Here is a 25,537-nt window from a genome sequence, read left to right as displayed (position 1 = left end):
TCGGTGGCGGGCGGTCCTGAGCGCTGTGGTGATGGCCGGGACGCTTGCGGCATGTGGTGGCTCGGGAGGCAAGCCCGCGCCGGCAACAGCCACCCATGCCTCCGAACCGCCGGTATCCGTCAGCGTGAAAGCTGTCGACACCTACGCGCACAACCGCGACGGAATCCTTGGCCTCTGGCTGGCCATGCACGGGTCGGCACCCGCCCGGGCCGAAGTCACGGTGAAGTTCGACGTGCCGACCGGTAAGAAGCTGACGGCCTACTACGAAACGCCGAAGAGTGAGGACTGGGACCACTGGCCACGCCTGAGTCTCAAGTCGTCACCCGGCCCGAAAGCCGGTCTCGACACGCTGACCGGAAGCTACTCGGTCCCTCTGGACAGGGACTTGTGGCGTCTCCTGGTCAAGCCCCAATACGGGCCGTCCACGGAGCCGGAGACGGTGCCCGTGCACGCATCCCTCACCGCAGGCGGGCGCACCCTGGCGACGGACACCGACCATGCCGCACTGGCCGCAGTCACCGTCGCCCCGAGCAACGGCACGACAAGCGGCGGGGCTCTGCACCGCAACGGACACTGGACCGAAGCGGATTACACCGTCACCAACGACTCCACCCGGCGCATGTCGCCGGTGTACGCCGGATTCTGGATTGACCAATGCAACCAGGACGACATCTCATGCGACTCGGACCCCAGCCTGCTGGAGGACTTCGCCATTCAGAAGTACGACGGCCACCGGTGGATATCCCTGCCACCTTCTCACCGCACGGCCCGACGTGTTCTCAGTACCTCGCTCGAAGCGGGCGCCGAGGCGAAGCTTCGCATCCGGTTCGCCCCCACCGCTGACCTCGGTAAAAGCGTCGACGGGGCGACTGTCTACCTTGGGTGCACCGGGAAGATGACCGGCGCGAAGCGCGGCTCGTACAACGTCGACTCCCAGAAATACGACATCAAGTGACCGCCTGGACCGGCCACGTCGACCGACCGCCCGCTGCTGTGGCGAGCGTGATGTGGAAGTTCTCCAGCCGGATGCGCCGGTCGATGTACAGCAGGCCGAGGGTCAGGGGGGTCAGCGGTGCCCTGAGGGTCGCGGCGGTCACAACGGCGAGTACGACGACGGCGGCCGGAAGGACGAGGTCGGCGGCCGACAGCGGGAACGACTGGCCGCTGCGGGTGCCGTCGAGCGCACCCAAGGGGGCGAGCTGTGTCGCGATCGTTCCCGCCACGGTGGTGATCAACTGGGTGGCTGCGTAGCCGATCATCCGCGCCAGGCACGCAACGCCGACACCGCGCCACCAGGCACCGTGGCTGAGCGTCCAGGCCCGGCGCATCGCGGCGGCCGGGCGCTTGTTCTCCAGGACCGTCACCGGTACGGCGAGGAGGAGCCGCCCCCCTGCGTAGAGGGCGCCGAGCAGACCGGGGATGAGCAGGAGCAAGCTGAAGGCCGCGGCGGTGGTGCTGTGCAGGATGGTGCCGAGCAGGATGGCCGGCAGCGTGGACGCGAGCAGAAGGGCCACGGTGGTCAGACTGACCAGAAGCTGGGTGCCCAGCACGCGCCACAGGTGGCGTCGGCTCTCCGCCCATGCTTGGCGGGCCGCCAGGGGCCGGCGGCCGAGTACGGCGTAGTGGCCCAGCACGGTGGTGCTGAGTGCCGCGGTGGCGGCGTAGGCGACGGTGGCGAAGACCAACAGGGGGAGAGCGGCCACGGCGATGACCCCGGCCACCTCCAGCACGTGATCGGTGGTCATCCGGGTGCCGGACGCGGGCAGTGGCGTGATCAGGGCCCAGGCGGCGAAGGCGCAGCCACTGAGCAACACGGTGAAGCCGAGAGCGAAGGAGAGCAGCGGGAGGTAGAGCGGCCTGGCGTAGCGCGGCAGGGTGGTGAGCACGCCGCGCATGATGTCGCCGGAATCCAGCGGGCGCAGGGGCACGATTCCGGGTTGGGGCGCGGAGGGTGCGTACGCCCAGCCTGTCGGCGCGAAGGCGCTGACGGGTAAGCCGCCGGATCCCGCTGCCGCCCGCTGTCCCCCGTTGGCTGTCATGGCCCGTCCTCCTCGCGTGCGGCGTCACACTGCTTCGAGAGTACGGGCATGAAGTGCCTTTGAGTAACGGCCAGTTGGGGCCACTTGTTGCGTGGGGAGACCGCACGCCGGTCCGGGCAGCGTGCGGCACGTTGTCGGTGGCCTGTCGGTGGATGTCGGCGCCGTATCGGTGCGGTGTCGGCGGGGACTGACACCTTTCCAGAGGTCCGGCCGGGTGGTCGCCCGGCAGTGACTCCGAAAAGGGGAATGTTTCATGCACGACGTAGTGATCGTGGGCGCGGGCCCGGTCGGTCTCCTCCTCGCCTGCGAGCTCGGCCTTGCGGGCTGCTCCGTGCTGGTGCTGGAGAAGGAGTCGGAGCAGGGCTCGCCATGGAGGACGCAACCGCTCGGGATGCGCGGACTGTTCGGATTCTCGATCGGGGCGTTCTACCGTCGCGGCCTGCTGGACGCGATAGTGGACGCATCTTCCTTCCCCGACGGACGTGACGTCCGTCCCCAGCCTGATGGGCCGTCACCGCCCCGTGCGGTGGGCCACTTCGCCGGTATGGTGCTCGATCCGGCCAACGTCGACATGGCCGATCTGCCCTTCCGGCTGCCCAGCCCGAGCCCGGACTTCACGATGATCAGCCTTCAGGCCGTCGAGTCGTTGCTGTCCGAGCGGGCGGTCGAACTGGGCGTCGACATTCGGCACGGCGTGACCGTGGACGCGGTCGAACAGGACGAGGACCGCGTGGTCGTGTCCGCGGGTGAGGCCGGCTTCGAGGCGCGCTGGGGCGTCGGCTGCGACGGCGGGCGGAGCGCGGTGCGACGGCTCGCGGGCTTCGACTTCGACGGCACCGATCCTGAGTTCACCGGATACACCGTGGTCGGCACGCTCGCCGATCCGGCGAAGCTGCGCCCCGGGTTCAATCTGACGCCGACGGGCATGTACATCCGGATGGCCGGCGATGGGCACATCGCCATGCTGGACTTCGACGGCGGCGCGTTCGACCGCTCGCGGCAGCCGACCCGCGACCATCTTCAGACGGTGCTGCGCCGTGTGTCGGGCACCGATGTCACCCTGAACGACGTCCGGCTCGCCTCCACCTTCACCGACCGGGCCAAGCAGGCGACGACCTACCGGCAGGGACGCGTCCTCCTCGCGGGCGACGCCGCTCACATCCACTCACCGCTCGGCGGCCAGGGCCTGAACACCGGCATCGGCGACGCCGTGAACCTGGGCTGGAAACTCGCGGCGACCGTGCGGGGGCACGCTCCGGACGGACTCCTCGACACGTACAGCCAGGAGCGCCACCCCATCGGCGCCCAGGTGCTCGACTGGTCACGCGCCCAGGTGTCGATCATGAGGCCGGACAGGCACGCCCAGGCGATCCAAGGTGTGGTCCGCGACCTGCTCGGCACCCGGGACGGGACGACATATGTCTTCGAGAAGGTGTCGGGATCGTCGGTCCGCTACGACCTCGGCAGCGCGCATCCACTAGTGGGCCGCAATGCTCCCAACTTCCGGTTCGATGACGGAACGTGTCTCGGCGAGCTGATGCGGGACGGGCTGGGCGTCATCCTCGACTTCAGTGCCGACGGCCGGCTGAGCGGCCCGGCAGCAGCCTGGCGGAGCCGACTGTGTCACGTGGCCGGGGCGCCGGCGGACGACCTGGGACTGGGGGCCGTACTGGTCCGCCCGGACGGCACCGTCGCGTGGGCCGACGACCACGACTTCTCCGCAGACGAGTTCGAACGAGCAGCCTCCCGGTGGTTCGGCCGCCCGTAGATCCTGTCCGGCCGGTCTTCGTGGGCCCGCGACGCCTGGCACGGCACCTCGCCGCGTTGTCGGAGTCACCCCAGTGCGTCCAGTACGGGGGCGATCCTCCGCCTTGCGGGGCACCGCACCGGACGCCCCGGCCTGATCCACGAAGACCGGCCGGACAGCCCCTGAGCCACGCCCGGGGCCGCGCCGCCGCCACGCACAGCCCCTGCGGGCCGTGCCGTTCAATTGCGCGGGTGCCAGCGCTTCCAACTGCTCCATGATGGGCCGCATCTCCCGCTTGACCAGGCGGCGCAAGGTCAACCCGGACGGCATCCGCAGCGTCGTCGGGTCGAAGCGGGTGAAGGCGGCCTCCCAGCCCGGATCAAACACCACCATGCCTTTGAGGGCGAAGTCCCAACGCAGCCTCTTCCGGCCCCCGTTGAGCCAGATCTCCCAGCGTGGACGCGTGGGGCGGGCCGGAGGCGGATAGTCCGGCAGCGCGGGTAACGGCGGCCACGCGGTGCCTGCTGGCGGCTCGGTCCGCGAACGCCGCTCGTACTCCACGGCGACCGCCTCGCGGAAGCGCTCATAGGCGGCGGCATCGCAGTAGACCAGCACAACCAGCCTCGTGGCCGGTTGCAGGAGGCGCACGGCTTCCGTGAACTCCCACACCGTCCCCGGACCGAGGCCCGCCGCCATCAGCACCACCTGAGCTCCCTCGATCAGCGAACTGACGGTGGGCTGCCAGTCATCGAGGGGCAACTGCCCGCGCACCGCGCCGATCGGAGGGAGGCGCTCCCCGGGCCTGCCGACCGCGATGACGCGGCCGAGCAGCCCGAAGCGGTGCACCAACTGCTCCTCGCGGGTCAGCCCGGAGAGGAAGAACATCGCCCCCAGCTCGGTCCCGCCGCCCTGGATCTCGGTTTCCAGTGCGGACATGTCCGCATCATTCGAGAACGGGCGCAGATACAACACGTAGCGGGTCCCCGCCAGAGCGCCGAACGAGTCGATCACCTCAGCCGTGTACCGCTTGCCCTGCACCACGAGGTGACGGCCGGTCCCGAAGATCCTCAGGGCGACACCGACCGCCACCAGGCTCCCCAAGCCACGCAGCCACCAGGCCGGGTGGAGCATGGCCGGCAGCTGATCGCCGGTCCAGCCTGTCTTGAAGGCCAGCCAGCCGGTGACGCCCAGCACCGCTCCTGCCAGCCTCAACGCCCACCCGGCCACCACGAGCCGACGCCCCTTGGGCCAACGCTCATCGACGTGGGACAACAGCTTTCCGGTGCGCACAGGCCCTCCGTAGGTCCTCCGTACTCCGGGAGGACTCTGCCCACGATCGACCGTAGCCACCGCGATCCGCCCCGGCTACCGCTGTCCCGGCCAACTGCGGGCGCCGGCACGGGAGGGCGCCACCACCCTCACCCGGTGATGCTGTCGTACCCCTCGATCTCGCGGGGGTCGCGCGTCCCCGGCCCCACGTACAGCGCCGAAGGCCGCACCAGCCGCCCCGTGCGCTTCTGCTCCAGGATGTGCGCGCTCCAGCCCGCCGTGCGGGCGCACGTGAACATCGACGTGAACATGTGCGCCGGGACCTCCGCGAAGTCCAGCACGATCGCCGCCCAGAACTCCACGTTCGTGGCAAGCACCCGGTCGGGGCGCCTGGCGTGCAGTTCCTCCAGAGCCGCCTTCTCCAGCGCCTCGGCGACCTCGAAGCGGGGCGCGGCCAGTTCCTTGGCCGTACGGCGCAGGACCCGGGCCCGCGGGTCCTCGGCGCGGTAGACGCGGTGGCCGAAACCCATCAGCCGCTCGCCCTGGTCCAGCGCCCGCTTCACGTACGCGCTCGCGTCGCCCGTCCGCTCGATCTCCTCGATCATCCCGAGGACCCGCGACGGCGCACCGCCGTGCAGCGGCCCGGACATCGCGCCGACCGCACCCGAGAGCGCGGCGGCGACATCCGCGCCGGTCGACGCGATGACCCGCGCGGTGAAGGTGGAGGCGTTCATTCCGTGCTCGGCCGCCGACGTCCAGTACGCGTCAACCGCCTTGACATGCTTGGGGTCCGGCTCACCGCGCCAGCGGATCATGAAGCGCTCGACGACCGAATCCGCCTTGTCGATCTCGCTCTGCGGAACCATCGGGCTGCCCTGGCCACGCGCCGACTGGGCGACGTACGAGAGGGCCATCACCGCCGCGCGCGCCAGATCGTCGCGCGCGGTGCGCTCATCGATGTCGAGCAGCGGTTTCAGGCCCCAGACGGGCGCGAGCATCGCCAGTGCGGACTGCACATCGACCCGGATGTCACCGGAGTGCACCGGGATCGGGAACGGCTCGGCAGGCGGCAGCCCCGGATTGAACGCGCCGTCGACCAGCAGACCCCAGACGTTCCCGAAGGACACCTGGCCGACCAGGTCCTCGATGTCGACGCCGCGGTACCGCAGCGCGCCGCCCTCCTTGTCCGGTTCGGCGATCTCGGTCTCGAATGCGACGACTCCTTCGAGTCCGGGTACGAAAGCGGCAGCGGCGTCAGACATCGGGCGGCTCCTCGTGATGCGTTTCGACCTACGGGTTCAGCTCGGTTCGATTCGATGGCGGTTCGGCTCGGGTCACACGTCTGCTGACATGTCCGGGTGCGGAGGCACGAGTCTGACGGCTCCCGCCGGTGCGGGGAAGCGTGACATCCGGCACACAGCCCCTTTGCGGCAGGATGGTCCCGTGCCGAACCTTGATCTGAATCCCGCCGTGATGCGCGAGCAGTACCGTTCCTCCGTCCTCGCGGAGGAGGACCTCGCCGCCGCTCCGATGGACCAGTTCGCCCGCTGGTTCGCGGACGCCGTCGCGGGCGGCCTGCACGAACCGAACGCGGTGATCGTCTCGACCGCGACCCCGCAGGGCGGCCCCTCCGCCCGTACGGTGCTGCTCAAGCACTTCGACGCGGACGGCTTCGTCTTCTTCACCAACTACGGCTCCCGCAAGGGCCGTGAACTGGCAGCCAACCCGCAGGTCTCGCTGCTCTTCCCCTGGCACCGGATCGCCCGCCAGGTCATGGTCACGGGCACGGCGTCCCGTATCGCCCGCGAGGAGACGGTGGCGTACTTCCGCACCCGCCCGCACGGCTCACAGCTCGGCGCGTGGGCGAGCGCCCAGTCGTCGGTGATCGCCTCACGGGAGGAACTGACCAGCCGTTACGAGGAGTTGGCGGCCCGCTACCCGGAGGGCACCGAGGTCCCGGTGCCGGAGGACTGGGGTGGTTACCGGGTGGCTCCTGACACGGCCGAATTCTGGCAGGGCCACGAGAACCGGCTGCACGACCGGCTGCGGTATGTGAGTACGGAGAGCGGCGAGACGGACTCCGGGTGGCGCGTGGAGCGGCTCTGCCCGTGAGGGCGTGAGGGCGTACGTGCGGGCGCGTCCGGGGTCTATGCACGCAGAAACCCGCGGGCTCTGGTTCCTCCTTGCGGAGGAGCCGGCCGGACTTACCGGCGAGCCCGCGGGTCGGTGACTGCTTGGGATTTCGGCCGGCGGTCTGCCGGCACTGCACAGAGTGCGACGACGGGCCGTCAGCCCGCAGCCACCTCGCAAGTCCGAGAAGAAATCACTTCCGGAACACCTCCCTTCTAGCGTGCGACCGACTTTAGGAGCCCCTCCGGACCGGATCAACCGAATTAACGGCCGCATATGCGGCGCCATGTACGGCTTCATGGCCGATCCGGATCTCACCCCCCCTACGAAACGGCCTGGCCCCGTCCGGCGGTGTTCCACAGCCGGACGGTGTGGTCCGCGCTGCCCGTGGCGAGGGTCTTCCCGTCCGGGTTGAACTCCGCGCAGTAGACGCCGCCGGTGTGGCCCGTGAGCCGGGCGGAGATCTTCCGCGTGGCCACGTCCCACAGCAGGGTCGTGGAGTCGGAGCTGCCGCTGGCGAGGGTCTTCCCGTCCGGGCTGAACGCCAGGGCCATGACGATCTTCGTGTCGGATTCGAGGGTGGCGGTCTGCTTCTTGGTGACCATGTCCCACAGCTTGATCACGCCGAAGACGTCGCCGCTGGCGAACAGCCGGCGGTCGGGGCTGAACGCCCGCCCGTAGAGGACGGGGTTGCTGCGGTCGGTGATCACCGCGGTGGTCTTCTTCGTGGCCACGTCCCACCACCGGGCGCGGTTGATGTCCGCGGTGACGAGGGTCCTGCCGTCCGGGCTGAAGGCCACCATCGCCTCGTCGGTGCGGCCGGGGTCGGCGAGGGTGGCTGCGGGCTTCCCCCCGGGCACGCGCCACCACTGGATCACGCCCCTGTCCTCTCCGGCGACCAGGGACTTGCCGTCCGGGCTGAAGGCCAGGGGTCCGATGCTGCGGCCGTCGCCGAGGCTGCTGAGGACGGCGGCGGTCTTCCGCGTGGCCACGTGCCACAGGCGGGCGCCGTTGCCGCCACTGGTGGCCAGAAGCGTGCCGTCCGGGCTGAAGGCCAGCCCGCCGATGGGCCCGCCGCCGAAGCCGTCGACGACGTTGGTGATGCTGCCGGTCCGTTTCCGCGCGGCCACGTCCCACAGCTGGACAGTGCCGTATTCGTCACCCGTGGCGAGGGTGCCGCCGCGGGGGGCGTACGCGAGGGAGTGCACGGGGCTGTCGCAGCGGAGGACGGCGAGGGCTCTGCGGGCGTTGGTGGCGGTGGGGGAGGCGCCGTGCGCCGCGCCGGGACTGCCGGACGAGCCGTGGCCCTTCAGCGCGACGGCCGTGGCGACGCCGCCGGTCAGCGCCGCGGCGCCCAGGACGCCGAGGAGGAGCCGGCGCCGGGGGAGGGGGGCGCCGGGGCTGGAGACGGTGCGGCTGTCGTCGACGAGCGCGGCGGGGCGGTTGGCGGTGGTGCGGCCGGCGTCGGCGGACGGGCCGGGGGCCGGTTCGGCGGCGGGGTGGTCGGCGTCGCCTCCCGCGCCGGGTGCGGCGGGCGGACCGGGCGGCAGTCCGGGAGCGGGGCGCGGGCATTGGAGGCGGGGGGCGGTCTCGGTGGGCCGGTCGCTGAGGGAAGTCGCGGGGTGCGTCGGGGGGTTCCGGGGCAGCGGGTCGGCGGGGGCCGGGGCCGGGGCCGTACCGTCCGGGGCTTCCGAGACCGCCGGATTCGTCACCGCTGACGCCGTACCCACCGGGGCCGTACCGTCCGGAACTTCCGGCTCCCCCGGCGCGCGGTCCCGAACCGTCCGGGCCACGGGTCCCGGCATCCAGTCGGCCTCGAACGCCCGCCCCGGGCCCGGCGGCCGAGCGGGGTTCAGGGCGGCGAACCGCTCCAGCACCTCCGGTACGGAAGGGCGTCCGGCCGGCTCTTTGGCCAGGCACTCCGCCACTACGTCGCGCAGCCGCGGCGGAACTCCGGAGAGGTCCGGCGCCTCGTGCACGATGCGGAACATCAGCGGGTGCGCGGCGCCCGTACCGAAGGGCCCCCGCCCACCCGCCGCGAAGGCGAGCACCGCGCCGAGCGAGAACACGTCACTGGCCGGCCCGATCGCGGCGCCGGTGAGCTGCTCGGGGGACATGAACCCCGGTGTGCCCACGACCATCCCCGTGCCGGTGAGCGCGGTCGCCTCGGCCGCGAGCGAGATGCCGAAGTCGATCACGCGCGGCCCGTCCGCGGCCAGCAGCACGTTCGACGGCTTCAGGTCCCGGTGCACCACACCGGCCGCGTGGATGGCCTCCAGCGCCTCGGCCAGCCCCGCGCCCAGGGCGGTCACCGCGCCCTCCGGCAGCGGCCCGTGCTCGGCGACCGCCGCTGACAGCGCCACACCGGGCACGTACGCCGTCGCCAGCCACGCCGGGTCGCCCTCCGGGTCGGCGGCGACCACGCCCGCCGTGAAGAGGCCGTTCACCCGGCGTGCCGCGTCCACCTCGCGGGCGAACCGGAGCCGGAAGCCGGGGTCCTCGGTGAGTTCCGCACGGACGACCTTGAGGGCCACTGTCCGGCCGCCCCGGGAACGACCCAGGTAGACCCGGCCCATTCCCCCCGCGCCCAGCCGGGCCACCACCGTGTACGGCCCGATGTGCGCCGGATCGGACGGCTTCAGCTCCATGAATCCAGCCACCCGGACATGCTCCCCCAGCCCACCGCAGCCCCGCACGCCTTTTCACATGACCTTCTCCGTTCGCGGGTTCCGGGGTTCGCGGGTTCCCGTGTCAGGCACCCGTGAGAACGCCGTATGGACTTGCCGTGGCCGGAACTTATTTCCGGAAGTCGGGTGTGGGCTGCGTCACGTTCGCGTTGAATGATCTGACGTGCGGTACATGCAGTACATGCGGCGGACGCGTCCTGTTGGGGGTGCCGGATGAGTGGTTCCCGGATCGAGGCAGCCAGTGCGCTGGGGCCCGATGAGCCCGAGCCCGGTGGGGAGTCGGGGGCGGGAGGGGTTCCTGGTCCCGGTGCTCCGCGCGGGGCTCCCGACGGCGCCGGTGGTTCCGACGGCGCCGGTGGGTCCGGTGACCCGGGCAGTGCGGGGTCCGATCTGCTGGCGGCGCTGCTGGACGGGATGGACGCCGCGCTCTGCGCGTTCGACGCGGACGGGGTGGTCACGCACTGGAACCGCGAGGCCGAGCGGATTCTCGGCTGGTCCGCCGACGAGGCCGTCGGGCGTACCGGCTTCGCGGGCTGGGCGGTACGGGCCGCGGACGCCGGTGAGGTGCAGGAACGGCTGATGGCGGCGATGGACCGGCCGGGCCGCCAGGTCCACGAGTTCGCGCTGCTGCGCAAGGACGGCGGGCGGGTGCTCGTACGGACCCAGTCCTCCGGGGTGCGCGGCCCGGACGGCACACCGGCCGGGGTGTACTGCGCGTTCAGCGAGGTCCATGCGCAGATCGATCTGGAACGGGCGATCGCGCTCAGCGAGGCCATGTTCGACGACGCGTCCTGGGGGGTCGTCCTGGTCGATGTCGATCTGCGGCCGACCGTCGTCAACGCGCATGCCGCGCGGGCGCTTTCGACGGGGCGCACCACGCTGCTCGGGCGCCCGCTGGGTGACCTGATCGTGCAGGGCGCCGATGAGCTGGAGGGCGCGCTCCAGCACGTACTCGCGGAAGGGGCGCTTTCCGCGCCCGCCGAGATGTGGGTGACGCTGCGTACGGCGGAGGGCGAGCGGCGGCGCTGCTGGCGCAGCGGGTTCGTGCGGCTGGCCTCACCGCTTGCGGAGGAGCCGGTCCCGCTCGGGGTCGGCTGGCTGTTCCGCGACATCACCGCGGCCAAGCAGGCCGAGCAGGAGGCCAGCCGGCTCCGCTTCCGGGGCACCCAGCTGCACCGCGCATCGCGGGCCGCCGCCGAGTGCGAGGACCCGATGGAGGCGGCGACTTCGTATCTGGACTTCGCCCTGGCCGGGTTCGCCGACCATGCGCTGATCGATGTGTCCGCCGACATATCCGCTGACCTGTCAGCTGACATATCCGGTGGCATGTCTGGTGACGGGTTTGCCCGTTCCGCCGGTTCCCCGGCATCGGCCGAGCGGCTTGTACGGGTGGCCGAGACGCCGTCCGGAGGGGCGTCCGGGCCGTGTCTGCCGGTGGCGGGTGCCGTCCTGCCGGTGCGCTACCGGGCGGGCCATCCGGCGCTCCAGGCGGTGGCCAGGACCGGAGCGGTACGCACCAGCGCGGCGGCCGCACCACGGTCAGCTCCGCCTTCTGCTCCGCCTTCTGCTTCTGCTTCGGCCTCTGCTTCGGCGGAGGGGACAGCCAGGGACGCGGCCGCCGCGTGGGCGTCGGAGCGGCAGTGGCCGCCGGGCACCGTGCACGCGCTGTGCACGGTGCTGCGGAGCCGGGGGAGGACGCTGGGGGTCGTGACGTTCCTGCGCGGAGCGAGCCGCCTCGCCTTCGAACGGCCCGACGCGGTGTACGCGGAGAGCGTCGCCGTACGGGTGGCTTCCGCCATCGACCTCGCGCGGGCGCTGGGGCGTCATCAGGCCTGATCCCTCCCGATCCAGCGTGATCCCTCCCGATCCAGCCTGATCAGGCGTGATCAGGCCGGATCCAAACGGAAGGCCCCGGCCTCGCTCAGCCTGCCACCGGCTCCTGGGCGAGCCGCCGGGCCGCCAGCTCCGCGTACACCGCGGCACCGTCCGCCAGGACCGCGTCGTCGAACTCGGCGAGCGGTGAATGGTTGTTGGCGCTGCGTTCCGGGTCGGCACCGGCCGGCGGGGCACCCAGCGTGAGCATCGCGCCGGGGACCTCGGCCAGCACCCGGGAGAAGTCCTCCGAGCCGTGCAGCGGCTGCCGCAGCGCCGCATAGCGTTCCTCGCCCAGCGCGTCACGCACCACATCGGCCACGAAGTCCGCCTCGGCGTGGTCGTTGACGGTCACCGGATACAGCTCGGCGAAGTCCGCGTCCACGCCCACCCCGAACGCTGCCGCGATGCCACGGCACACCTCGACCGAGCCGTCCTTGATCCGCGCCTGCGCCTGGGGCGAGAAGCTTCGTACCGTCGCCTCGAAGACCGCCGTGTCGGGAATGACGTTCTGCTTGGTCCCGGCGTGGAAGGAACCGACCGTGAGGATCACCGGGTCGAAGACGTCGAAGGTACGGGTGATCCACACCTGAAGGGCGCTGACCATCGAACACGCCGCCTGGACCGGCTCCTTGGCGCGGTGCGGCATCGAACCGTGCCCGCCCTCGCCGCGTACGGTCACCCGCAGCACATTGGAGGCGGCCAGTGCCGGACCGCCGCGGGTGCCGAAGACGCCGCTCGGCAGCCCCGCCGACATCACATGGATCGCGTACGCCGCGTCCGGCCGCCGGCCGGACGTCTCCAGCAGCCCCTCGGCGAGCATGTGCCGGGCCCCGTCGAAGCCCTCCTCGCCCGGCTGGAACATGAACAGCACATCGCCCGCCAGCCGGTCCCGGTGCGCGCTGAGCAGCTTGGCGGCGCCGGTGAGCATGGTGGTGTGCAGATCGTGGCCGCAGGCGTGCATCCGGCCGGTGTCCGCCGCGAAGTCCAGACCGGTCCGCTCGGCGACGGGCAGTGCGTCCATGTCGCCGCGCAGCAGCACCGTCGGGCCCGGCTGCGCGCCGTGCAGCACCGCAGTCACCGAGCTCAGCCCGTCGCCCGTCCGCACTTCAAGGGGCAGACCGTCCAGCTCGGCCAGTACCGCTTCCTGGGTACGGGGCAGCTCCAGCCCCACTTCGGGGATGCGGTGCAGCGAGCGGCGCAACCGTACGAGGTCGTCGGACAGGGCACGGGCGTCGTCACGCAGGTTCATGGAAGCTCCTTCGGAGGGGAGGGGAGGGGAGGCGACGGAGATGCGTTGACGGAGAAGCGCGGCGGGGTCAGCCGGTGGTGGGGCCGCTGCGCTCCGGGAAGCGGATCAGGAGTGTGCCCAGGAGGGAGACGGCCGCTGCGCCGGCGGCCCACCAGGGCACCATCGTCAAGTGGCCCGCCCTGCCCATCGCCTGGGCCAGCAGCGGGAACGTACCGCCGAAGAGGCCGGTGGCCACCGTGTACGGCACACCCATCGCCACCACCCGCACCGGCACCGGGAACAGCTGCGCGAACAGCACGTTCGTCAGGCCGATCGGCGCCGCGATCAGCAGCAGATAGACGATCGTGACCACCCACATCGGCAGCGCCCGGTGCGCCAGCGCCACCATCAGCGGCACCGTCGCCAGGGCCAGCAGCGCCAGGCCCGTACGCAGCGTGCGCAGCGGCCCCAGCCGGTCGGCGAGCTTGCCGACGCCGACCATCGCCGCGATCAGCAGGAGCAGCGGCAGCAGCATCGACGCCGACGACTCGGTGTCCGATGCGACGCCCAACTGCTGGGCGTACTGCGGGAGGTACGTCGTTCCGAAGTAGTAGCCGATGGTCGCGCCGACGCTGATCAGGAAGACGGCGGCGATGTTGCGGGCACTTGCGCGGTACAGGGCGCGGCGCCCGGCCGCCGTACTGCCGGGTCCGGCCGCCGCGGCCTGCTCGGCGAACTCCTCGCTCTCCTCGGCGCTGCGCCGGATCCACAGGGCCAGCAGTCCGAGCCCGGCCGCCACCAGGAAGCCGATGCGCCAGCCGCCGCCGCTCACCCCGTCCTTGCCGAGAGTGGTCAGCAGCAGCGTCAGGACACCGAAGGACAGGATGTTGCCGATGACGACACCGGAGTAGGAGATCGAGCTGTAGAGGAAGCGCAGCCGGCGAGGCGCGGTCTCGGTGACGTAGGCGGCGGCACTCGGGTTCTCGCCGCCCATCGACACGCCCTGGACCAGCCGCAGCAGTACCAGCAGCACCGGCGCCGCTGCCCCGGCCACGCCGGCCGTCGGCAGGATCGCGATCAGCACGCTCGCCGCCGAGATGACCGCCATGCTCAGCGTCAGCCCGAAGCGGCGCCCGCGCGAATCGCTGATCCGGCCCATGACGTACGAACCGAAGGGCCTGACGACGAAGCCGACCGCGAAGCCCAGATAGGCGCCGATCAGGGCGGTCGCCGGATCGTCGCCGGGGAACAGCTGGGTGGCGAAGAACGGTGCCAGGACGGCGTAGATCGTCCAGTCGAAGGACTCGACCACGCCCCCGACGGTGGCGGCCAGCAGCGCCTTGCGCCCGGCCGCACCGGCCCGCCGCCCCTCACTCCGCGCCGCGGTGTCCGTCGTGGGCGCGTCCGTCGCGCCGGTGATTGCGGTGGTGCTGGTGCTGGTGCTGGTGCTGGTGGCCGTGGTGGTGCCCGTGGTGGTGGCCGTACACCGGCCTGTGCCGCGGCCGTCGCCCGCCGCGCTGTCTGCAACCGCTGAAGTCATCGCCAACCTCTTCCCGATGGGCCCGGTGAATCCGGTGTCCGGCGGTGCCTGGATGGGACGACATGCTGCTCAGTGCCGCTGCCGAGGAAAACGGAATACGCTGGGAACGCAGGAAAGCCTCAGCAAGGCGGGCGCCATGCAGGAATCCGATGTCATCTCGGGACTCGACGCGCAGCTGGTGCATGCGCTGCAGATCGCGCCGCGCGCGTCCTGGCAGACCCTCGCCCCGGTCCTCGGCATCGACCCGGTCACCGCCGCCCGCCGCTGGAAGGGGCTGCGGAGCGCGGGTCTTGCCTGGGTCACCGGCTATCCGGGCCGCCGTCTCATCGAGCGGCTGTGCACCGCCTTCGTCGAGGTCGACTGCCGGGCGGGCAGCGTCGAATCCGTCGCCGACACCCTCGTCGCGCTGCCGCAGGTCGCCACCGTCGAGCACATGGCAGGCGGACGCGACCTGCTCATCACGGTCTTCGTCCCCGGGCTCGGCGAGCTCTCCGAGCTGCTGCTGCGCCGGATCGCCGCGCTGCCCGGCGTCACCTCCACCCGCGCCTCCATCGGCACCCGTCTCTACGGCGAGGGCAGCCGGTGGCGGCTGCGCGCGCTGACCACACAGCAGAGCGAACGCCTGCGCCTCACCTCTCCGCCCCCGCGCACCGGCTCATCGGCGGGGCTCGACGGACCTGACCGCTCGCTGCTGCCGGAACTGTCCCGCAACGGCCGCGAGAGCGCCGTGGAACTGGGCCGGGCCGTCGGGCTCAGCGCCCCCACCGTCCGCCGCCGGGTGGGCCGGCTGGTCACCGACCACGATCTGGCGCTGCGCTGCGAGGTGGCCCGCGAGCTGACCGAGTGGCCGGTGTCGGCGACGCTGTGGGCCGGCATCCCGGCGGACCGGCTGCCGGAGGCGGTCCGTGTCCTGCTCACCCTTCCCGAGGTACGGCTGTGCGCGTCGGTGACCGGGCCGCAGAACCTGCTGTTCACGGTCTGGCTGCACTCCATCCAGGATGTACAGCGGCTGGAGACCCAGCTCGGCGAGCGGCTGCCGCAGCTCCGGCTCAGGGACCGGTCGATCGTGCTGCGGCAGACCAAGCTGATGGGCCGCCTGCTGGACGGCAGGGGACGGGCGGCGGGCGCGGTACCGGTCGATCCTTGGGCGCCGGTGACGCCGGTGACGCCGGTGACTCCTGTTACGCCTGTTACGCCTGTTACGCCTGCGACGTCTCCTGGACGATGAGGTTGCCGTGCGCGTCCAGCCGGGCCAGTTCGCCGGTGCGGTAGAAGCCGTCAGAGGTGAAGGCGCGGGCGTTGTGAGCGTCAGCCTTGTAGTAGCCGCGGAAGGTGTGCGGGCCACGGGCCAGCAGTTCCCCGGGCTGCCCGGTCTCTCCTTCCTGCGCTGCACGCCCTGTCTGCCCGGCGGGCGCGTCGATGCGGAACTCGTCGGCGGGCGACACGGGCCGCCCCCGCGTACCCAGGACGGTGTCCTCCGCGTCGTCGAGGCGGGTGGCGGACAGGAGCACTTCGGCCACGCCGTACACCTGCTGGATCCGGCAGCCGAACCCGGGCGGCAGGCGTTCCGCCGGCGCGCGGTGCAGCGGTGCTCCCCCGATCTGCATGACCCGCAGACTCGACAGATCCTCCGTCGCGGCGGGCAGGGCGTCCCGCCACTGCGCGGCGATGCCCGGTGTCAGGGACGTGAACGTCACGCGTTCGCGTTCGATGGCGCGGAAGGCCTCCGCGGGTCCCGGGTTCTCGATCAGGACGACGGTCCCTCCGGCGGCGAGAGTGCCGACGATGCCGGGGCAGACGAAGGCGAAGTTGGACTCCGCCGGCAGAGTCGCCAGATACACGTCCTCCCGGGAGAGCCCGAGGAGTTCGCCGGTGGCGCGGGTCTGGTACGCGTAGTCGTCATGGGTACGCGGGATCAGCTCGGGCCGTACGGCCGTCCCGGCGGACAGCGGGGAGCCGGGCAGCGGGGAACCGGACGACGGGGAACCGGACAGCGGGGTGTCGGCCAGCGGGGAACCGGCCACCAGGAAGAAGGCCACCGACCCGGCGTCGAGCGGCGGGCCGGGCTCCGGCGGGGCGTCGATGGAGCTCAGCGGGAAGGACAGGCACCCGTCCGACGACACGGAGAATCCGCCGGCCGGCGTACCGGTCCCGGACCAGGTGAAGACGCGCCGCAGGAAGGGGAATTCGGCTGAGATCCGGGCAGCCATCCCGGCGTGGTCGAAACCGCCGTAGGACGTGGGACCGACATAGCCGACAGCCCCGGTCGTACGGACGAGATGGCCGATCTCGGCAGCACGGTGAGCGACGGGGGCGAACACGGGGATCGCCCCGGTGCGGAAGAGCGCGAACACCGTCACGACGAACTCGGGCACATTCGGCAGTTGCACCACCACCCGGTTTCCCGGACGGATGCCGCGCAGCCGGAGACCGGCGGCCGTGCGGTCCACCCGCCGGTTCAGCTGCGCGTACGTCATGCGGCTGTCCCCGTGCACCAGGGCGGTCCGCTTGCCCTGTTCACGCGCCGGGTCCCGCAGCAGATCGCCGAGTGTGCGGCCCTGCCAGTACCCGGCCCGCCGGTAGCGTGCCGCTTCCTCCTCGGGCCAGGGGGTGAAGCCGTCCAGCATCTTCCTGTCCTCCTGCGGGCGCGGGTGCGGTGATCCCGACGGGCGGACACTCCACAGTCCCGTGATTCCGTAGTTCCACGGTCCCGTTCCAGGAGGTCGGCCAAGCGCCGCGGCCTGCCGGCCCACCGTCGGTCTCGGCGCGAACCTATGGCCGAAACGCGGTGCACTCAATGAGAGTTCCGGTTGATATGTACGCAACTCGGCTGGACGAAACCACAGTTACGGGTTCCCTCAGTTCTGGTAGAAGATCCGGTCGCCGTACTCCGCCAGCACGCGGCCGTTCCACTCTGGCCCGCCGTCGACGTTGCCCGAGCGCAGCAGCGGTGGCTCGATGCCGCGGCGGGCCAGTTCGCCTGCCGCCGAGGCCATCATCGCCTGCATCAGCGCGCTGGTGACGACGGTCGACGCGGGCGCGAAGGGCGCCTCGACGCCCTCGGCGGTGAGCTCCGCGTCGCCCACCGCGATCCGGCTGTCCAGCACGATGTCGCAGTGGTCCTTGAGGTACGTACCGGAGGAGTGCCGTGACGAGGTCTCCTTCGTGTACGCCACCGATGTCACGCCGATGACCTTGAGGCCCAGGGCGCGGGCGCTCATCGCCATCTCCACCGGGAGCGCGTTGCGCCCGGAGAGCGAGATGATCACGAGTACGTCGCCTGCCGCTGCCGGACTGGAGTCGAGCACGGCGCTCGCGAGACCGCTGACCCGCTCCAGGGCGGAGCCGAGCGTGGCCGGCCTGACGTCGACGCCGAGGGTGCCGGGCACGCCGAGCAGGTTCATCAGCGCGAGGCCGCCCGCGCGGTAGACCACGTCCTGAGCGGCGAGCGAGGAGTGGCCCGCGCCGAAGGCGAAGAGGCGGCCGCCCGCCTGCACGGTGTCGGCTATCGCGGAGCCGGCCGCCGTCACGTTCTGTGACTCCTCGTCCCGTACCCGCCGCAGCAGGCCGATCGCGGCGTCGAAGAACTCGCCCGCAAGGCCGCTGCTCCCGCTGTTCTCGCTGCTCATGCGCATCACGGTGCGGTCCGTACCAGGGCAGTGTCAATACCGCCCGCGTCCTGTGCGGGCCGGTTGTCGGAGGTATGCGTCAGAATTGGATGAGGGCCATAGCGGTAGCGGAACATAGGGGCACGTATGAGTGGGCTGATCGACACTACGGAGATGTACCTCCGCACCATCCTTGAGCTGGAGGAGGAAGGTGTGATTCCCATGCGGGCCCGGATCGCGGAGCGGCTCGACCAGAGCGGCCCGACGGTCAGCCAGACCGTGGCGCGCATGGAGCGTGACGGCCTGGTGGCCGTCGCGAGCGACCGGCATCTGGAGCTGACGGAGGAGGGCCGCAGGCTGGCGACGCGCGTCATGCGCAAGCACCGGCTGGCCGAGTGCCTCCTCGTCGACGTGATCGGCCTGGAGTGGGAGCAGGTGCACGCGGAGGCGTGCCGCTGGGAGCACGTGATGAGCGAGGCGGTGGAGCGGCGGGTGCTTGATCTGCTGCGTCACCCCACGGAGTCGCCGTACGGCAATCCGATCCCGGGCCTGGAGGAGCTGGGCGAGAAGGCCGAGGCGGATCCCTTCCTCGACGAGGGCCTGCTGAGCCTGGCCGAGCTGGATCCGGGCCCCGACGGGAAGAACGTGGTGGTGCGCCGGATCGGCGAGCCCATCCAGACCGACGCCCAGCTGATGTACACGCTGCGTCGCGCGGGGGTGCAGCCCGGCTCGGTGGTGAGTGTCACGGAGTCGGCCGGCGGGGTCCTGGTGGGCAGCGGCGGTGAGGCGGCCGAGCTCAACCCCGAGGTGGCTTCGCACGTCTTTGTGGCCAAGCAGTAGCCAGAGCGGCAGCAAGAGCGGTAGCAGTATCGGTAGCAGGAGCAGCAGTAGAGCTGGAGCAGGGGTCCGCCCGGCGCCGGGCGGGCGGCTGCGGCCGGCCCGCGCAATGGTGCGGGAACGGCCCCGGCCGTACGTAACCCGTGCGAGGCTGAGGCCCTAGACCTGACGACGGTGCCGGGTCCGGACCCGATGCGGTCCGATGCGGCCCGCCCGTCCGGTACGGAGGGGAGCAGGTGTATGCGTCGGTCGCGGACTCACCAGGTCCCACAGCGGGGCTCGCGCCGAGTGGTCCTCCAGCGGGGCTCGCGCCGAGTGGTCGCACAGCGGGCATCGCGCGGAGTGGTGGTCCCGCACCCGGTCCCGTGCCGGGCCGCTCACGCAGAGGGCCCCGGCGCTCGGAAGCGCCGGGGCCTGACCTCCCCGCGCCGACCTGGAGCCCCGAGCTCTCAAGGTCGGCCTGGCCGGACCCTCATCCCCGAGTGGTCCGCCCCCCGCACGAAATCTCCCCCGGGCAGCAACCCTCAACCCTTGGGGGTTGTCACTCGAAGGTGGGGTGTTGAGCGAGGGAAGCGCATTTTCGAATGTGAGTTCGATAGCCTGTGTGGTGCGACACCGATCTACTGAAGCGACACGGATTTACCACTGAGCGGCCTGCGAGCAGGTGCGGACCGACCACCCGGGGACTGAAGGGGGTGCCAGAACATGGTGCAACGCATCGACGTGACCGGACCCGACGGCGTACGCCTTGCTGCCTGGGAGTTCGGCGACCCGCCCAAGGAGACCGACGGGGACGCCGAGCGCCTGCCCGGCGTCTTACTGCTGCACGGGCTGATGGGCCGCGCCTCGCACTGGGCCTCCACCGCCCGCTGGCTCTCCGAGCGGCACCGCGCGGTCGCCCTCGACCAGCGCGGCCACGGCCGTAGCGACAAGCCCGCCGAAGGCCCGTACACCCGGGATGCCTACGTGGCCGACGCGGAGGCCGCGATCATTCAGCTGGACCTCGCTCCCGTTACGCTCATCGGCCACTCGATGGGCGCCCTCACTGCCTGGCAGCTCGCGGCCAAACGGCCGGACCTGGTCCGGGCCGTGATCATCTGCGACATGCGGGCCTCCGCCCTGGGGATAGCCTCCCAGCGCGAATGGGAGGACTGGTTCACGTCCTGGCCCGTCCCCTTCGCGACGCTCGCCGACGTACGGAAGTGGTTCGGCGAGGACGACCCGTGGGTGGAGCGCCCGAATCCGTCCCGGGGTGAGTTCTTCGCCGAGGTGATGGCGGAGAGCGCCGACGGCTGGCGGCCGGTCTTCTCCCGCCGCCAGATGCTGAGGTCCCGCGAGACCTGGGTCTTCGACGCGCACTGGGAGGAGCTGGCGCAGGTGCAGTGCCCGGCGCTGGTGGTCCGCGGTCTGGACGGCGAGCTGGGCCGGGCGGAGTCGCAGGAGATGGTCCGGGTGCTGCCCCGCGGTGAGTACGCGGAAGTGGCCGACGCGGCCCATCTGATCCACTACGACCAGCCCGAGGCGTGGCGCGCGGCGATAGAACCGTTCCTGGACGCGGTGCTCGCGCAGTAGCGAGGGGCGCGGTGGAGGCCGGCTCCTCCCTGCCTCACAGCTCACCCCTTGCTGACCGCCAGCAGGATCTCCGGCAGCCGGCCGGCCGCCTGGGGTGCGGCCGCCCGCAGGCCGGCCCAGGCCGCCGCCGCCCCGTACACCGCGCCCAGCGGCAGCAGGATCCACAGATACGGCTCATGGCCCGTGACATGCAGGGCGATCAGCAGGGCGATCACCGGCGAGCAGAGCAGCGCCGCCGAGACCATGCCGCCGAAGATCGAGATCCAGGCGAGCCCCGCCTGCCCCGGGGCGACGTTCTTGTGGGCGTTGTCCTGCGGGATCGAGTACGGGAAGCGGGCCGAGGTCACGGCGCCCGTCCCCAGCATCGCGCCGAGCAGGGCGAACGCCAGCCCCATGGCCTCGGGCAGTGCGCCCCAGTCGCCGAGCAGCCCGGCGGTGACCACCGTGACCAGCGCGGTGTACGGGACGGTGATCAGGGCGAGCGCCAGGGCGCGCGACCGCAGTTCGGCGAACGCGTCCCGGGGCGACGAGATGGTCTGCGCGACCATCCAGAACGCCGAGGTGTCCTGGCCGAACTGGTTGTACATCTGGATGCCGAGCATCCCCGCGGCGAAGCACGAGAAGTAGATGGAACCGCTGCCCTGCACCGCGTTGAGCAGCGGCACGATCAGCCCGATCGCGAGCGAGGCGATCCAGGCGGCCTTGGTCTTCGGGTCGCGCCAGATGTAGCGCAGGGTCCGGAGCATCACCGTGCCCGTACGGCCCTCGGGCAGCAGCCGCGAGAAGCCCCCCGCCGACTCCTTACGGTTCGGCCCGGCCGCCGCGAGTGTCGAGCCGTCCGGCGAGGTCATCAGCCGGACCAGGGTGCGCCGCCAGGCGCTGAGCATGATCACCAGGAAGGCGGCGGCGATGGCGAGTTGGGCCACGGCCGCTCCGTACGAGCCGGCGCTCGCCGAGTCGACGGCGCCGATCGCGGAGGCCGGCGGCAGCCACCGCACCACGTCCCCGGTCGGGTCGAGCGCGGAAAGCCCGCCGGCCCTGCCGAGCCGCTGGGCGCCGAAGTTGACCGCCTGAATGCCGATGGCGATCACCAGACCGCTCAGTACGGCGAGGTCGCGGCCCTTGCGCGAGGTGAGCAGCCGGACGTTGGCCGCGGCCACCGCCCGCGCCAGCGCCACACAGACCAGCACGGTCAGCGGAACGGCGATGACGGCGGCCACCGCTGCCGCCGCGTTCGTCGCCACGGCGAAGGCGGAACCGGCCGCCAGACAGAGCGTGAACAGCGGTCCGATGCCCACCAGCGAAGCGGCCAGCAGGGCCCGTACGAGCGGTTCCGGGCGCAGCGGCAGCATCACCAGACGGCTCGGGTCCAGCGTCTCGTCCCCGCCGGGGAAGAACAGCGGCATCGCCGCCCACCCCACCGCGAGGACGAGCGTGAGGATGACGGTCAGGGTGCCCGCGTGCGCGTGGCCGTGCAGCAGGACGAGGCCGAGGAGCAGCAGCGCCGCGAAGAACAGGGAGACGGCGACCGACGCGATGTACGCGGCCCTGCGGCCCGACGACTGGCGCAGGCCGTTGCGGAGCAGGGAGAGCTTCAGCCGGATGAAGACGGAGGTGAGGGAGGGGGCGGGCAGCCGGGTGTCCGGGGCGGCGGCGGTCGTCGCGGTCATCGCGGGCTCCCGCCCAGCCAGTCGAGACTCTCCCCGGCGTGCCTGCCCTGCGCGCCGACCAGTTCGAGGAACGCCTCCTGGAGGGAGGGTGCGGTTCCGCGTACCTCGGCGAGCGGGCCCTGCGCGCGGATCCGGCCGCCCGCCATCACCGCCACCCAGTCGCAGAGCGACTCGACCAGCTCCATCACGTGGCTGGAGAAGACGACCGTCGCGCCGGAGTGGGTGTAGCGCTCCAGCACGCCGCGGATCGTCTGCGCGGAGACCGGGTCGACGCCCTCGAACGGCTCGTCCAGGAAGAGCACTTCGGGGTTGTGCAGCAGCGCGGCGGCCAGCCCGATCTTCTTGCGCATCCCGGTCGAGTAGTCGACCACCAGCTTGTGCTGGGCGCCTGCCAGGTCGAGTACGTCCAGGAGCTGGGTGGCCCGTTTGTCGACCTCGGGGCCGGGCAGTCCGCGCAGCCGTCCGCTGTACGCGAGGAGTTCACGCCCCGACAGCCGCTCGAACAGCCGCAGCCCCTCCGGCAGTACGCCGATCCGCGACTTGACCGCGACGGGATCCTGCCAGACGTCGTGGCCCGCAACTTCGACGGTGCCCTGGTCGGGCCTGAGCAGGCCCGTCACCATGGAGAGGGTGGTGGTCTTGCCCGCGCCGTTGGGGCCGACCAGGCCGATGAACTGGCCTGCGGGCAGATCGAGATCGATCCCGGCGACCGCGATCTGCTCCCCGAACCGCTTCCACAGTCCCTTTACCCGTACGGCTGCCTGGTCCGGCATGGTGCAGCGCCTTTCGGAGTCCCAGCTCTTGCGCCCACCACCCTACGGTCGACGCCGCCCGGCCGGGCCCCGCACCGGGACCCGGTGCCCGGCCGCCCGCCCACCGGATCCATCTCGCCACCGGCCGGCGGCTATCGGCGGGCGGTACCGGCTGCTGCCCCCATCGGACTGCCTGCCTACCGGCGTCCGTCCCGGGTTTCCTGGCCGCAGGCGTACGCGAGAGGGCCGGTCAGCTCGTCCGCGTCGGGCAGCCAGCGGTTGGCGGCTGTCGGCCGCCGCGCCCACTGCACCGCCCCCGCGGCCCCGACCCGGGTGGGCGGCGCCGCGACGTAGTCCCCCTCGCCGCGCACCGCCAGATCGATCGTGGACGGCGCCCACCCCAGCCTCCGTACCAGATCGGGCACTTTGGCCCCGGCGCCCGGCAGTACGAAGAAGAGCATCCGGCGGTGGGGCGTGCGGGTCACCGGGCCGAGCGTGACGTCCAGCCGCTCCATCCGGGCCAGCGCGAGGAAGCCCGCGGTCTCGGGGACGTCGATGGCGTCGAAGGTCCGCCCGGTCGGCAACAGGATCGAGGCCTGCGGCTGCTTGGACCACAGGGCGCGGGCGGCTGTGGCGCTGCCGGTGGCCTCGGCCGCCCAGTCGGGGCGCGTGGGGTGTGCGCCGGGCGCGAAGCACGCGTTGTCCCCGCAGGAGCACCGCTCGACGTCCTCCCTCGCCTCCAGCCAGGTGCCGGGGAGCACGTCCCAGTGCCGCTCCTCCGCGTACCGTACGGCGCTGTCCAGCAGCAGTTCTGTGCGCTGCCTGGGGATCTGTGCGGCCTGCGTGCCCGTGGTGGTCTCTTTCACGAACAGCTCAACTCCCGCCGCCACCTGGGGTTACGGGGTCAACACGCCGGGGAGAGGGGCGGGTTGACGGCATACGGGGCGCATGGAGGCATGGGCGGGGGCGCGCAGGCGAATGCACCCCCTGGAGCGGGTATTCCTCAGCGGGGCCTGGGCCGTGTCCACGGAGCCGCTGCCCTCCGGGCGACACGCGGCTCTGTGGACACGGCCCAGGAGAATGCCGGGATTACTCCCATCTTTCACCGCATTTTCCCGACATTTCCCGGGCAGTGATCGACCCGACCGGATCAGTGATCGCCGCACGTCTCAGGGGGTATTCATGGCCGCCAGGCCTCTCGTCGCCCGTCAGCCCAACGAACGGCTGCAGGCACTCATCCAGGAAGCCGGCTGTTCCAACGCCGGCCTGGCCCGTCGCGTGAACATGGTGGGGGCGGAGCGCGGTGTCGACCTCCGCTACGACAAGACGTCCGTCGCGCGATGGCTGCGCGGGCAGCAGCCGCGTGGCCGGGCGCCGGGCATCATCGCCGAGGCGCTGGGCCGCAAACTCAGCCGTACGGTCACGATCGACGAGATCGGGATGGCCGATGGGAAGAACCTGGCCTCCGGGGTCGGGTTGCAGTTCTCGCCGACCGTGCTCGGCGCCATCGAGCAGGTCTGCGAGCTGTGGCGCAGCGATGTGGGGCGCCGTGACTTCCTCTCCGGATCCACGGTCGCCGCGTCCGCGCTGGTCGAGCCCAGCCGCGACTGGCTGATCACCGGAGCGGACGCGCAGGTGGCGCGGGCCGCCGGGGCGCGGGTCGGGCCGTCCGACGTCCAGGCCGTACGGGCGACGACCGCCGCGCTCACCGAGCTGGACCACCGGTTCGGCAGCGGCCATGTCCGGCCGATCGTCGTCCACTACCTGAACAGCGTGGTGTCCGGGCTGCTGGCCGGTTCGTACCGTGACGGGGTGGGCCGCGAGCTGTTCGCCGCCGTCGCCAGGCTGACCGAACTCGCCGGGTACATGGCGGTCGACACCGGTCAGCCAGGACTCGCCCAGCGCTACTACATCCAGGCCCTGCGGCTGGCCCAGGCGGCGGGCGACCGCGGCTACGGGGGCTATGTGCTGGCCGCCTCGATGAGCCATCTCGCCGCTGAGCTGGGCACCCCGCGAGAGATCGCGCAGCTCGCGCGGGCGGCCCAGGAGGGCGCGCGCGGGCGGGTCACGCCGCGCGCCGAGTCGATGTTCTACGCGGCGGAGGCGCGCGGCCATGCACTGATGGGCGACGCACGGGCCACGGAGGCGGTGGCGGGCCGGGCCCTGGCGGCGATGGACCGCGCGGAGTCCGGTACGGACGCGGGCGACGACCCGGAGTGGATCGCCCACTTCGACGGCGCGTATCTCGCGGACGAACTGGCGCACTGTCACCGCGACCTGGGCCAGGGCGCGGCGGGCGCGAGCCGCGCCGAGGAGGCCCTGGCGGGCCTTCCGGAGACGAAGGCCCGGCGCCGGGGGATCGGTCTGGTCCTGCTGGCCACGGCGCAGCTCCAGCAACGAGAGGTGGAACAGGCCTGCCGGACGGGGACCCGCGCGGTGGAGCTGCTGGGCACGGTGCGGTCGGGCCGGGGGGCGGACTATCTGGACGATCTGCGGGGGCGGTTGGAGCCGTTCGGGGAGGAGACGGCGGTCCGGGAGCTGGGTGCGCGGATGGACATCCTGGCGGCGTAGTGGCTCAGGCGC

At 71.8% G+C, this 25,537-nt stretch carries 18 protein-coding genes; 8 read left to right on the top strand and 10 right to left on the bottom strand.

The window, feature by feature from the left end:
- Positions 1-124 precede the first annotated feature (124 nt).
- Positions 125-955, top strand: coding sequence for a hypothetical protein (locus OHB13_RS15460; RefSeq protein ID WP_328377502.1), 831 nt, complete (start codon positions 125-127; stop codon positions 953-955).
- Here the strand turns inward: OHB13_RS15460 and OHB13_RS15455 are convergent.
- Complete coding sequence (locus OHB13_RS15455) at positions 948-2,039, bottom strand: hypothetical protein (RefSeq protein ID WP_328377501.1); 1,092 nt, start codon at positions 2,037-2,039, stop codon at positions 948-950. The two genes, OHB13_RS15460 and OHB13_RS15455, sit on opposite strands and share 8 nt — an antisense overlap.
- Positions 2,040-2,292: 253 nt before the next feature.
- On the opposite strand from OHB13_RS15455, the gene OHB13_RS15450 reads away from it, so the two are divergent.
- A complete protein-coding gene (locus OHB13_RS15450) occupies positions 2,293-3,807 on the top strand; it encodes an FAD-dependent monooxygenase (protein ID WP_328377500.1) in 1,515 nt (504 codons plus the stop codon).
- A 1,397-nt stretch (positions 3,808-5,204) separates the two neighbouring features.
- Here OHB13_RS15450 and OHB13_RS15445 read toward each other — a convergent pair.
- Positions 5,205-6,317, bottom strand: a complete 1,113-nt coding sequence (locus OHB13_RS15445) for a citrate synthase 2 (RefSeq protein WP_328377499.1) — start codon at positions 6,315-6,317, stop codon at positions 5,205-5,207.
- Positions 6,318-6,528: 211 nt separating this feature from the next.
- Here OHB13_RS15445 and pdxH point away from each other — a divergent pair, with 211 nt between their 5' ends.
- Entirely contained in the window at positions 6,529-7,167 is a 639-nt protein-coding gene (pdxH, locus tag OHB13_RS15440; RefSeq protein ID WP_328380296.1) for a pyridoxamine 5'-phosphate oxidase, read from the top strand.
- A gap of 341 nt (positions 7,168-7,508) precedes the next feature.
- Here the strand turns inward: pdxH and OHB13_RS15435 are convergent, their stop codons facing one another.
- Positions 7,509-9,845 carry a WD40 repeat domain-containing serine/threonine protein kinase gene (locus tag OHB13_RS15435; RefSeq protein WP_328377498.1) on the bottom strand — a complete coding sequence of 779 codons (2,337 nt, stop codon included), beginning with the start codon at positions 9,843-9,845 and terminating at the stop codon, positions 7,509-7,511.
- A 240-nt stretch (positions 9,846-10,085) separates the two neighbouring features.
- Between OHB13_RS15435 and OHB13_RS15430 the strand changes: the two genes are divergently transcribed.
- Positions 10,086-11,708, top strand: a complete 1,623-nt coding sequence (locus tag OHB13_RS15430) for a PAS domain-containing protein (RefSeq protein ID WP_328377497.1) — start codon at positions 10,086-10,088, stop codon at positions 11,706-11,708.
- Positions 11,709-11,793: 85 nt separating this feature from the next.
- Here OHB13_RS15430 and OHB13_RS15425 read toward each other — a convergent pair whose 3' ends face one another.
- Positions 11,794-12,996: a M20 metallopeptidase family protein gene (locus tag OHB13_RS15425; RefSeq protein ID WP_328377496.1), complete on the bottom strand. Its 1,203-nt coding sequence runs from the start codon at positions 12,994-12,996 to the stop codon at positions 11,794-11,796.
- Between the two features lie 67 nt (positions 12,997-13,063).
- Entirely contained in the window at positions 13,064-14,515 is a 1,452-nt protein-coding gene (locus OHB13_RS15420; protein WP_328377495.1) for an MFS transporter, read from the bottom strand.
- 136 nt (positions 14,516-14,651) lie between these two features.
- On the opposite strand from OHB13_RS15420, the gene OHB13_RS15415 reads away from it, so the two are divergent.
- Positions 14,652-15,743, top strand: coding sequence for an Lrp/AsnC family transcriptional regulator (locus OHB13_RS15415; RefSeq protein ID WP_328377494.1), 1,092 nt, complete (start codon positions 14,652-14,654; stop codon positions 15,741-15,743).
- Here OHB13_RS15415 and OHB13_RS15410 read toward each other — a convergent pair.
- Positions 15,715-17,142, bottom strand: a complete 1,428-nt coding sequence (locus OHB13_RS15410) for a (2,3-dihydroxybenzoyl)adenylate synthase (RefSeq protein ID WP_328377493.1) — start codon at positions 17,140-17,142, stop codon at positions 15,715-15,717. The genes OHB13_RS15415 and OHB13_RS15410 overlap by 29 nt on opposite strands.
- Positions 17,143-17,373: 231 nt before the next feature.
- A complete protein-coding gene (locus OHB13_RS15405; RefSeq protein ID WP_266855782.1) occupies positions 17,374-18,144 on the bottom strand; it encodes an SIS domain-containing protein in 771 nt (256 codons plus the stop codon).
- 126 nt (positions 18,145-18,270) lie between these two features.
- Between OHB13_RS15405 and OHB13_RS15400 the strand changes: the two genes are divergently transcribed.
- Together OHB13_RS15400 and OHB13_RS15395 are read left to right on the top strand one after the other, a co-directional pair.
- On the top strand, positions 18,271-18,963 hold the full coding sequence (locus OHB13_RS15400) for a metal-dependent transcriptional regulator (RefSeq protein WP_266855784.1): 693 nt from the start codon (positions 18,271-18,273) through the stop codon (positions 18,961-18,963).
- Positions 18,964-19,665: 702 nt separating this feature from the next.
- A complete protein-coding gene (locus OHB13_RS15395; RefSeq protein ID WP_266855785.1) occupies positions 19,666-20,532 on the top strand; it encodes an alpha/beta fold hydrolase in 867 nt (288 codons plus the stop codon).
- 41 nt (positions 20,533-20,573) lie between these two features.
- Here OHB13_RS15395 and OHB13_RS15390 read toward each other — a convergent pair whose 3' ends face one another.
- The 3 genes from OHB13_RS15390 to OHB13_RS15380 all read right to left on the bottom strand — a co-directional run bounded on the left by OHB13_RS15390 (position 20,574) and on the right by OHB13_RS15380 (position 23,820).
- Entirely contained in the window at positions 20,574-22,202 is a 1,629-nt protein-coding gene (locus OHB13_RS15390) for a transporter (protein ID WP_328377492.1), read from the bottom strand.
- Positions 22,199-22,975, bottom strand: coding sequence for an ABC transporter ATP-binding protein (locus OHB13_RS15385; RefSeq protein ID WP_266855789.1), 777 nt, complete (start codon positions 22,973-22,975; stop codon positions 22,199-22,201). The genes OHB13_RS15390 and OHB13_RS15385 overlap by 4 nt, the downstream gene beginning before the upstream one ends.
- Positions 22,976-23,151: 176 nt before the next feature.
- Positions 23,152-23,820 (bottom strand): bifunctional DNA primase/polymerase, encoded by a 669-nt coding sequence (locus tag OHB13_RS15380; protein WP_328377491.1) that lies wholly within the window; start codon positions 23,818-23,820, stop codon positions 23,152-23,154.
- A gap of 316 nt (positions 23,821-24,136) precedes the next feature.
- Here OHB13_RS15380 and OHB13_RS15375 point away from each other — a divergent pair, with 316 nt between their 5' ends.
- Entirely contained in the window at positions 24,137-25,525 is a 1,389-nt protein-coding gene (locus OHB13_RS15375) for a transcriptional regulator (RefSeq protein ID WP_328377490.1), read from the top strand.
- Positions 25,526-25,537: the final 12 nt, after the last annotated feature.

Source organism: Streptomyces sp. NBC_00440 (assembly GCF_036014215.1).
Taxonomy (GTDB): Bacteria; Actinomycetota; Actinomycetes; order Streptomycetales; family Streptomycetaceae; genus Streptomyces.
Note: the sequence above shows the minus strand (reverse complement) of the source record. Positions and strands in the feature narration are given on the sequence as shown.

What these genes read in the sequence shown, in the direction of transcription:
- OHB13_RS15395 (WP_266855785.1), top strand. Translation starts at nt 19,666, where the DNA reads ATGGTGCAACGCATCGACGTGACCGGACCCGACGGCGTACGCCTTGCT.
- pdxH (WP_328380296.1), top strand. Translation starts at nt 6,529, where the DNA reads ATGCGCGAGCAGTACCGTTCCTCCGTCCTCGCGGAGGAGGACCTCGCC.
- OHB13_RS15400 (WP_266855784.1), top strand. Translation starts at nt 18,271, where the DNA reads ATGAGTGGGCTGATCGACACTACGGAGATGTACCTCCGCACCATCCTT.
- OHB13_RS15375 (WP_328377490.1), top strand. Translation starts at nt 24,137, where the DNA reads ATGGCCGCCAGGCCTCTCGTCGCCCGTCAGCCCAACGAACGGCTGCAG.
- OHB13_RS15390 (WP_328377492.1), bottom strand. Translation starts at nt 22,202, where the DNA reads ATGACCGCGACGACCGCCGCCGCCCCGGACACCCGGCTGCCCGCCCCC.
- OHB13_RS15445 (WP_328377499.1), bottom strand. Translation starts at nt 6,317, where the DNA reads ATGTCTGACGCCGCTGCCGCTTTCGTACCCGGACTCGAAGGAGTCGTC.
- OHB13_RS15410 (WP_328377493.1), bottom strand. Translation starts at nt 17,142, where the DNA reads ATGCTGGACGGCTTCACCCCCTGGCCCGAGGAGGAAGCGGCACGCTAC.
- OHB13_RS15385 (WP_266855789.1), bottom strand. Translation starts at nt 22,975, where the DNA reads ATGCCGGACCAGGCAGCCGTACGGGTAAAGGGACTGTGGAAGCGGTTC.
- OHB13_RS15425 (WP_328377496.1), bottom strand. Translation starts at nt 12,996, where the DNA reads ATGAACCTGCGTGACGACGCCCGTGCCCTGTCCGACGACCTCGTACGG.
- OHB13_RS15420 (WP_328377495.1), bottom strand. Translation starts at nt 14,515, where the DNA reads ATGACTTCAGCGGTTGCAGACAGCGCGGCGGGCGACGGCCGCGGCACA.
- OHB13_RS15455 (WP_328377501.1), bottom strand. Translation starts at nt 2,039, where the DNA reads ATGACAGCCAACGGGGGACAGCGGGCGGCAGCGGGATCCGGCGGCTTA.
- OHB13_RS15415 (WP_328377494.1), top strand. Translation starts at nt 14,652, where the DNA reads ATGCAGGAATCCGATGTCATCTCGGGACTCGACGCGCAGCTGGTGCAT.
- OHB13_RS15450 (WP_328377500.1), top strand. Translation starts at nt 2,293, where the DNA reads ATGCACGACGTAGTGATCGTGGGCGCGGGCCCGGTCGGTCTCCTCCTC.
- OHB13_RS15405 (WP_266855782.1), bottom strand. Translation starts at nt 18,144, where the DNA reads ATGAGCAGCGAGAACAGCGGGAGCAGCGGCCTTGCGGGCGAGTTCTTC.
- OHB13_RS15430 (WP_328377497.1), top strand. Translation starts at nt 10,086, where the DNA reads ATGAGTGGTTCCCGGATCGAGGCAGCCAGTGCGCTGGGGCCCGATGAG.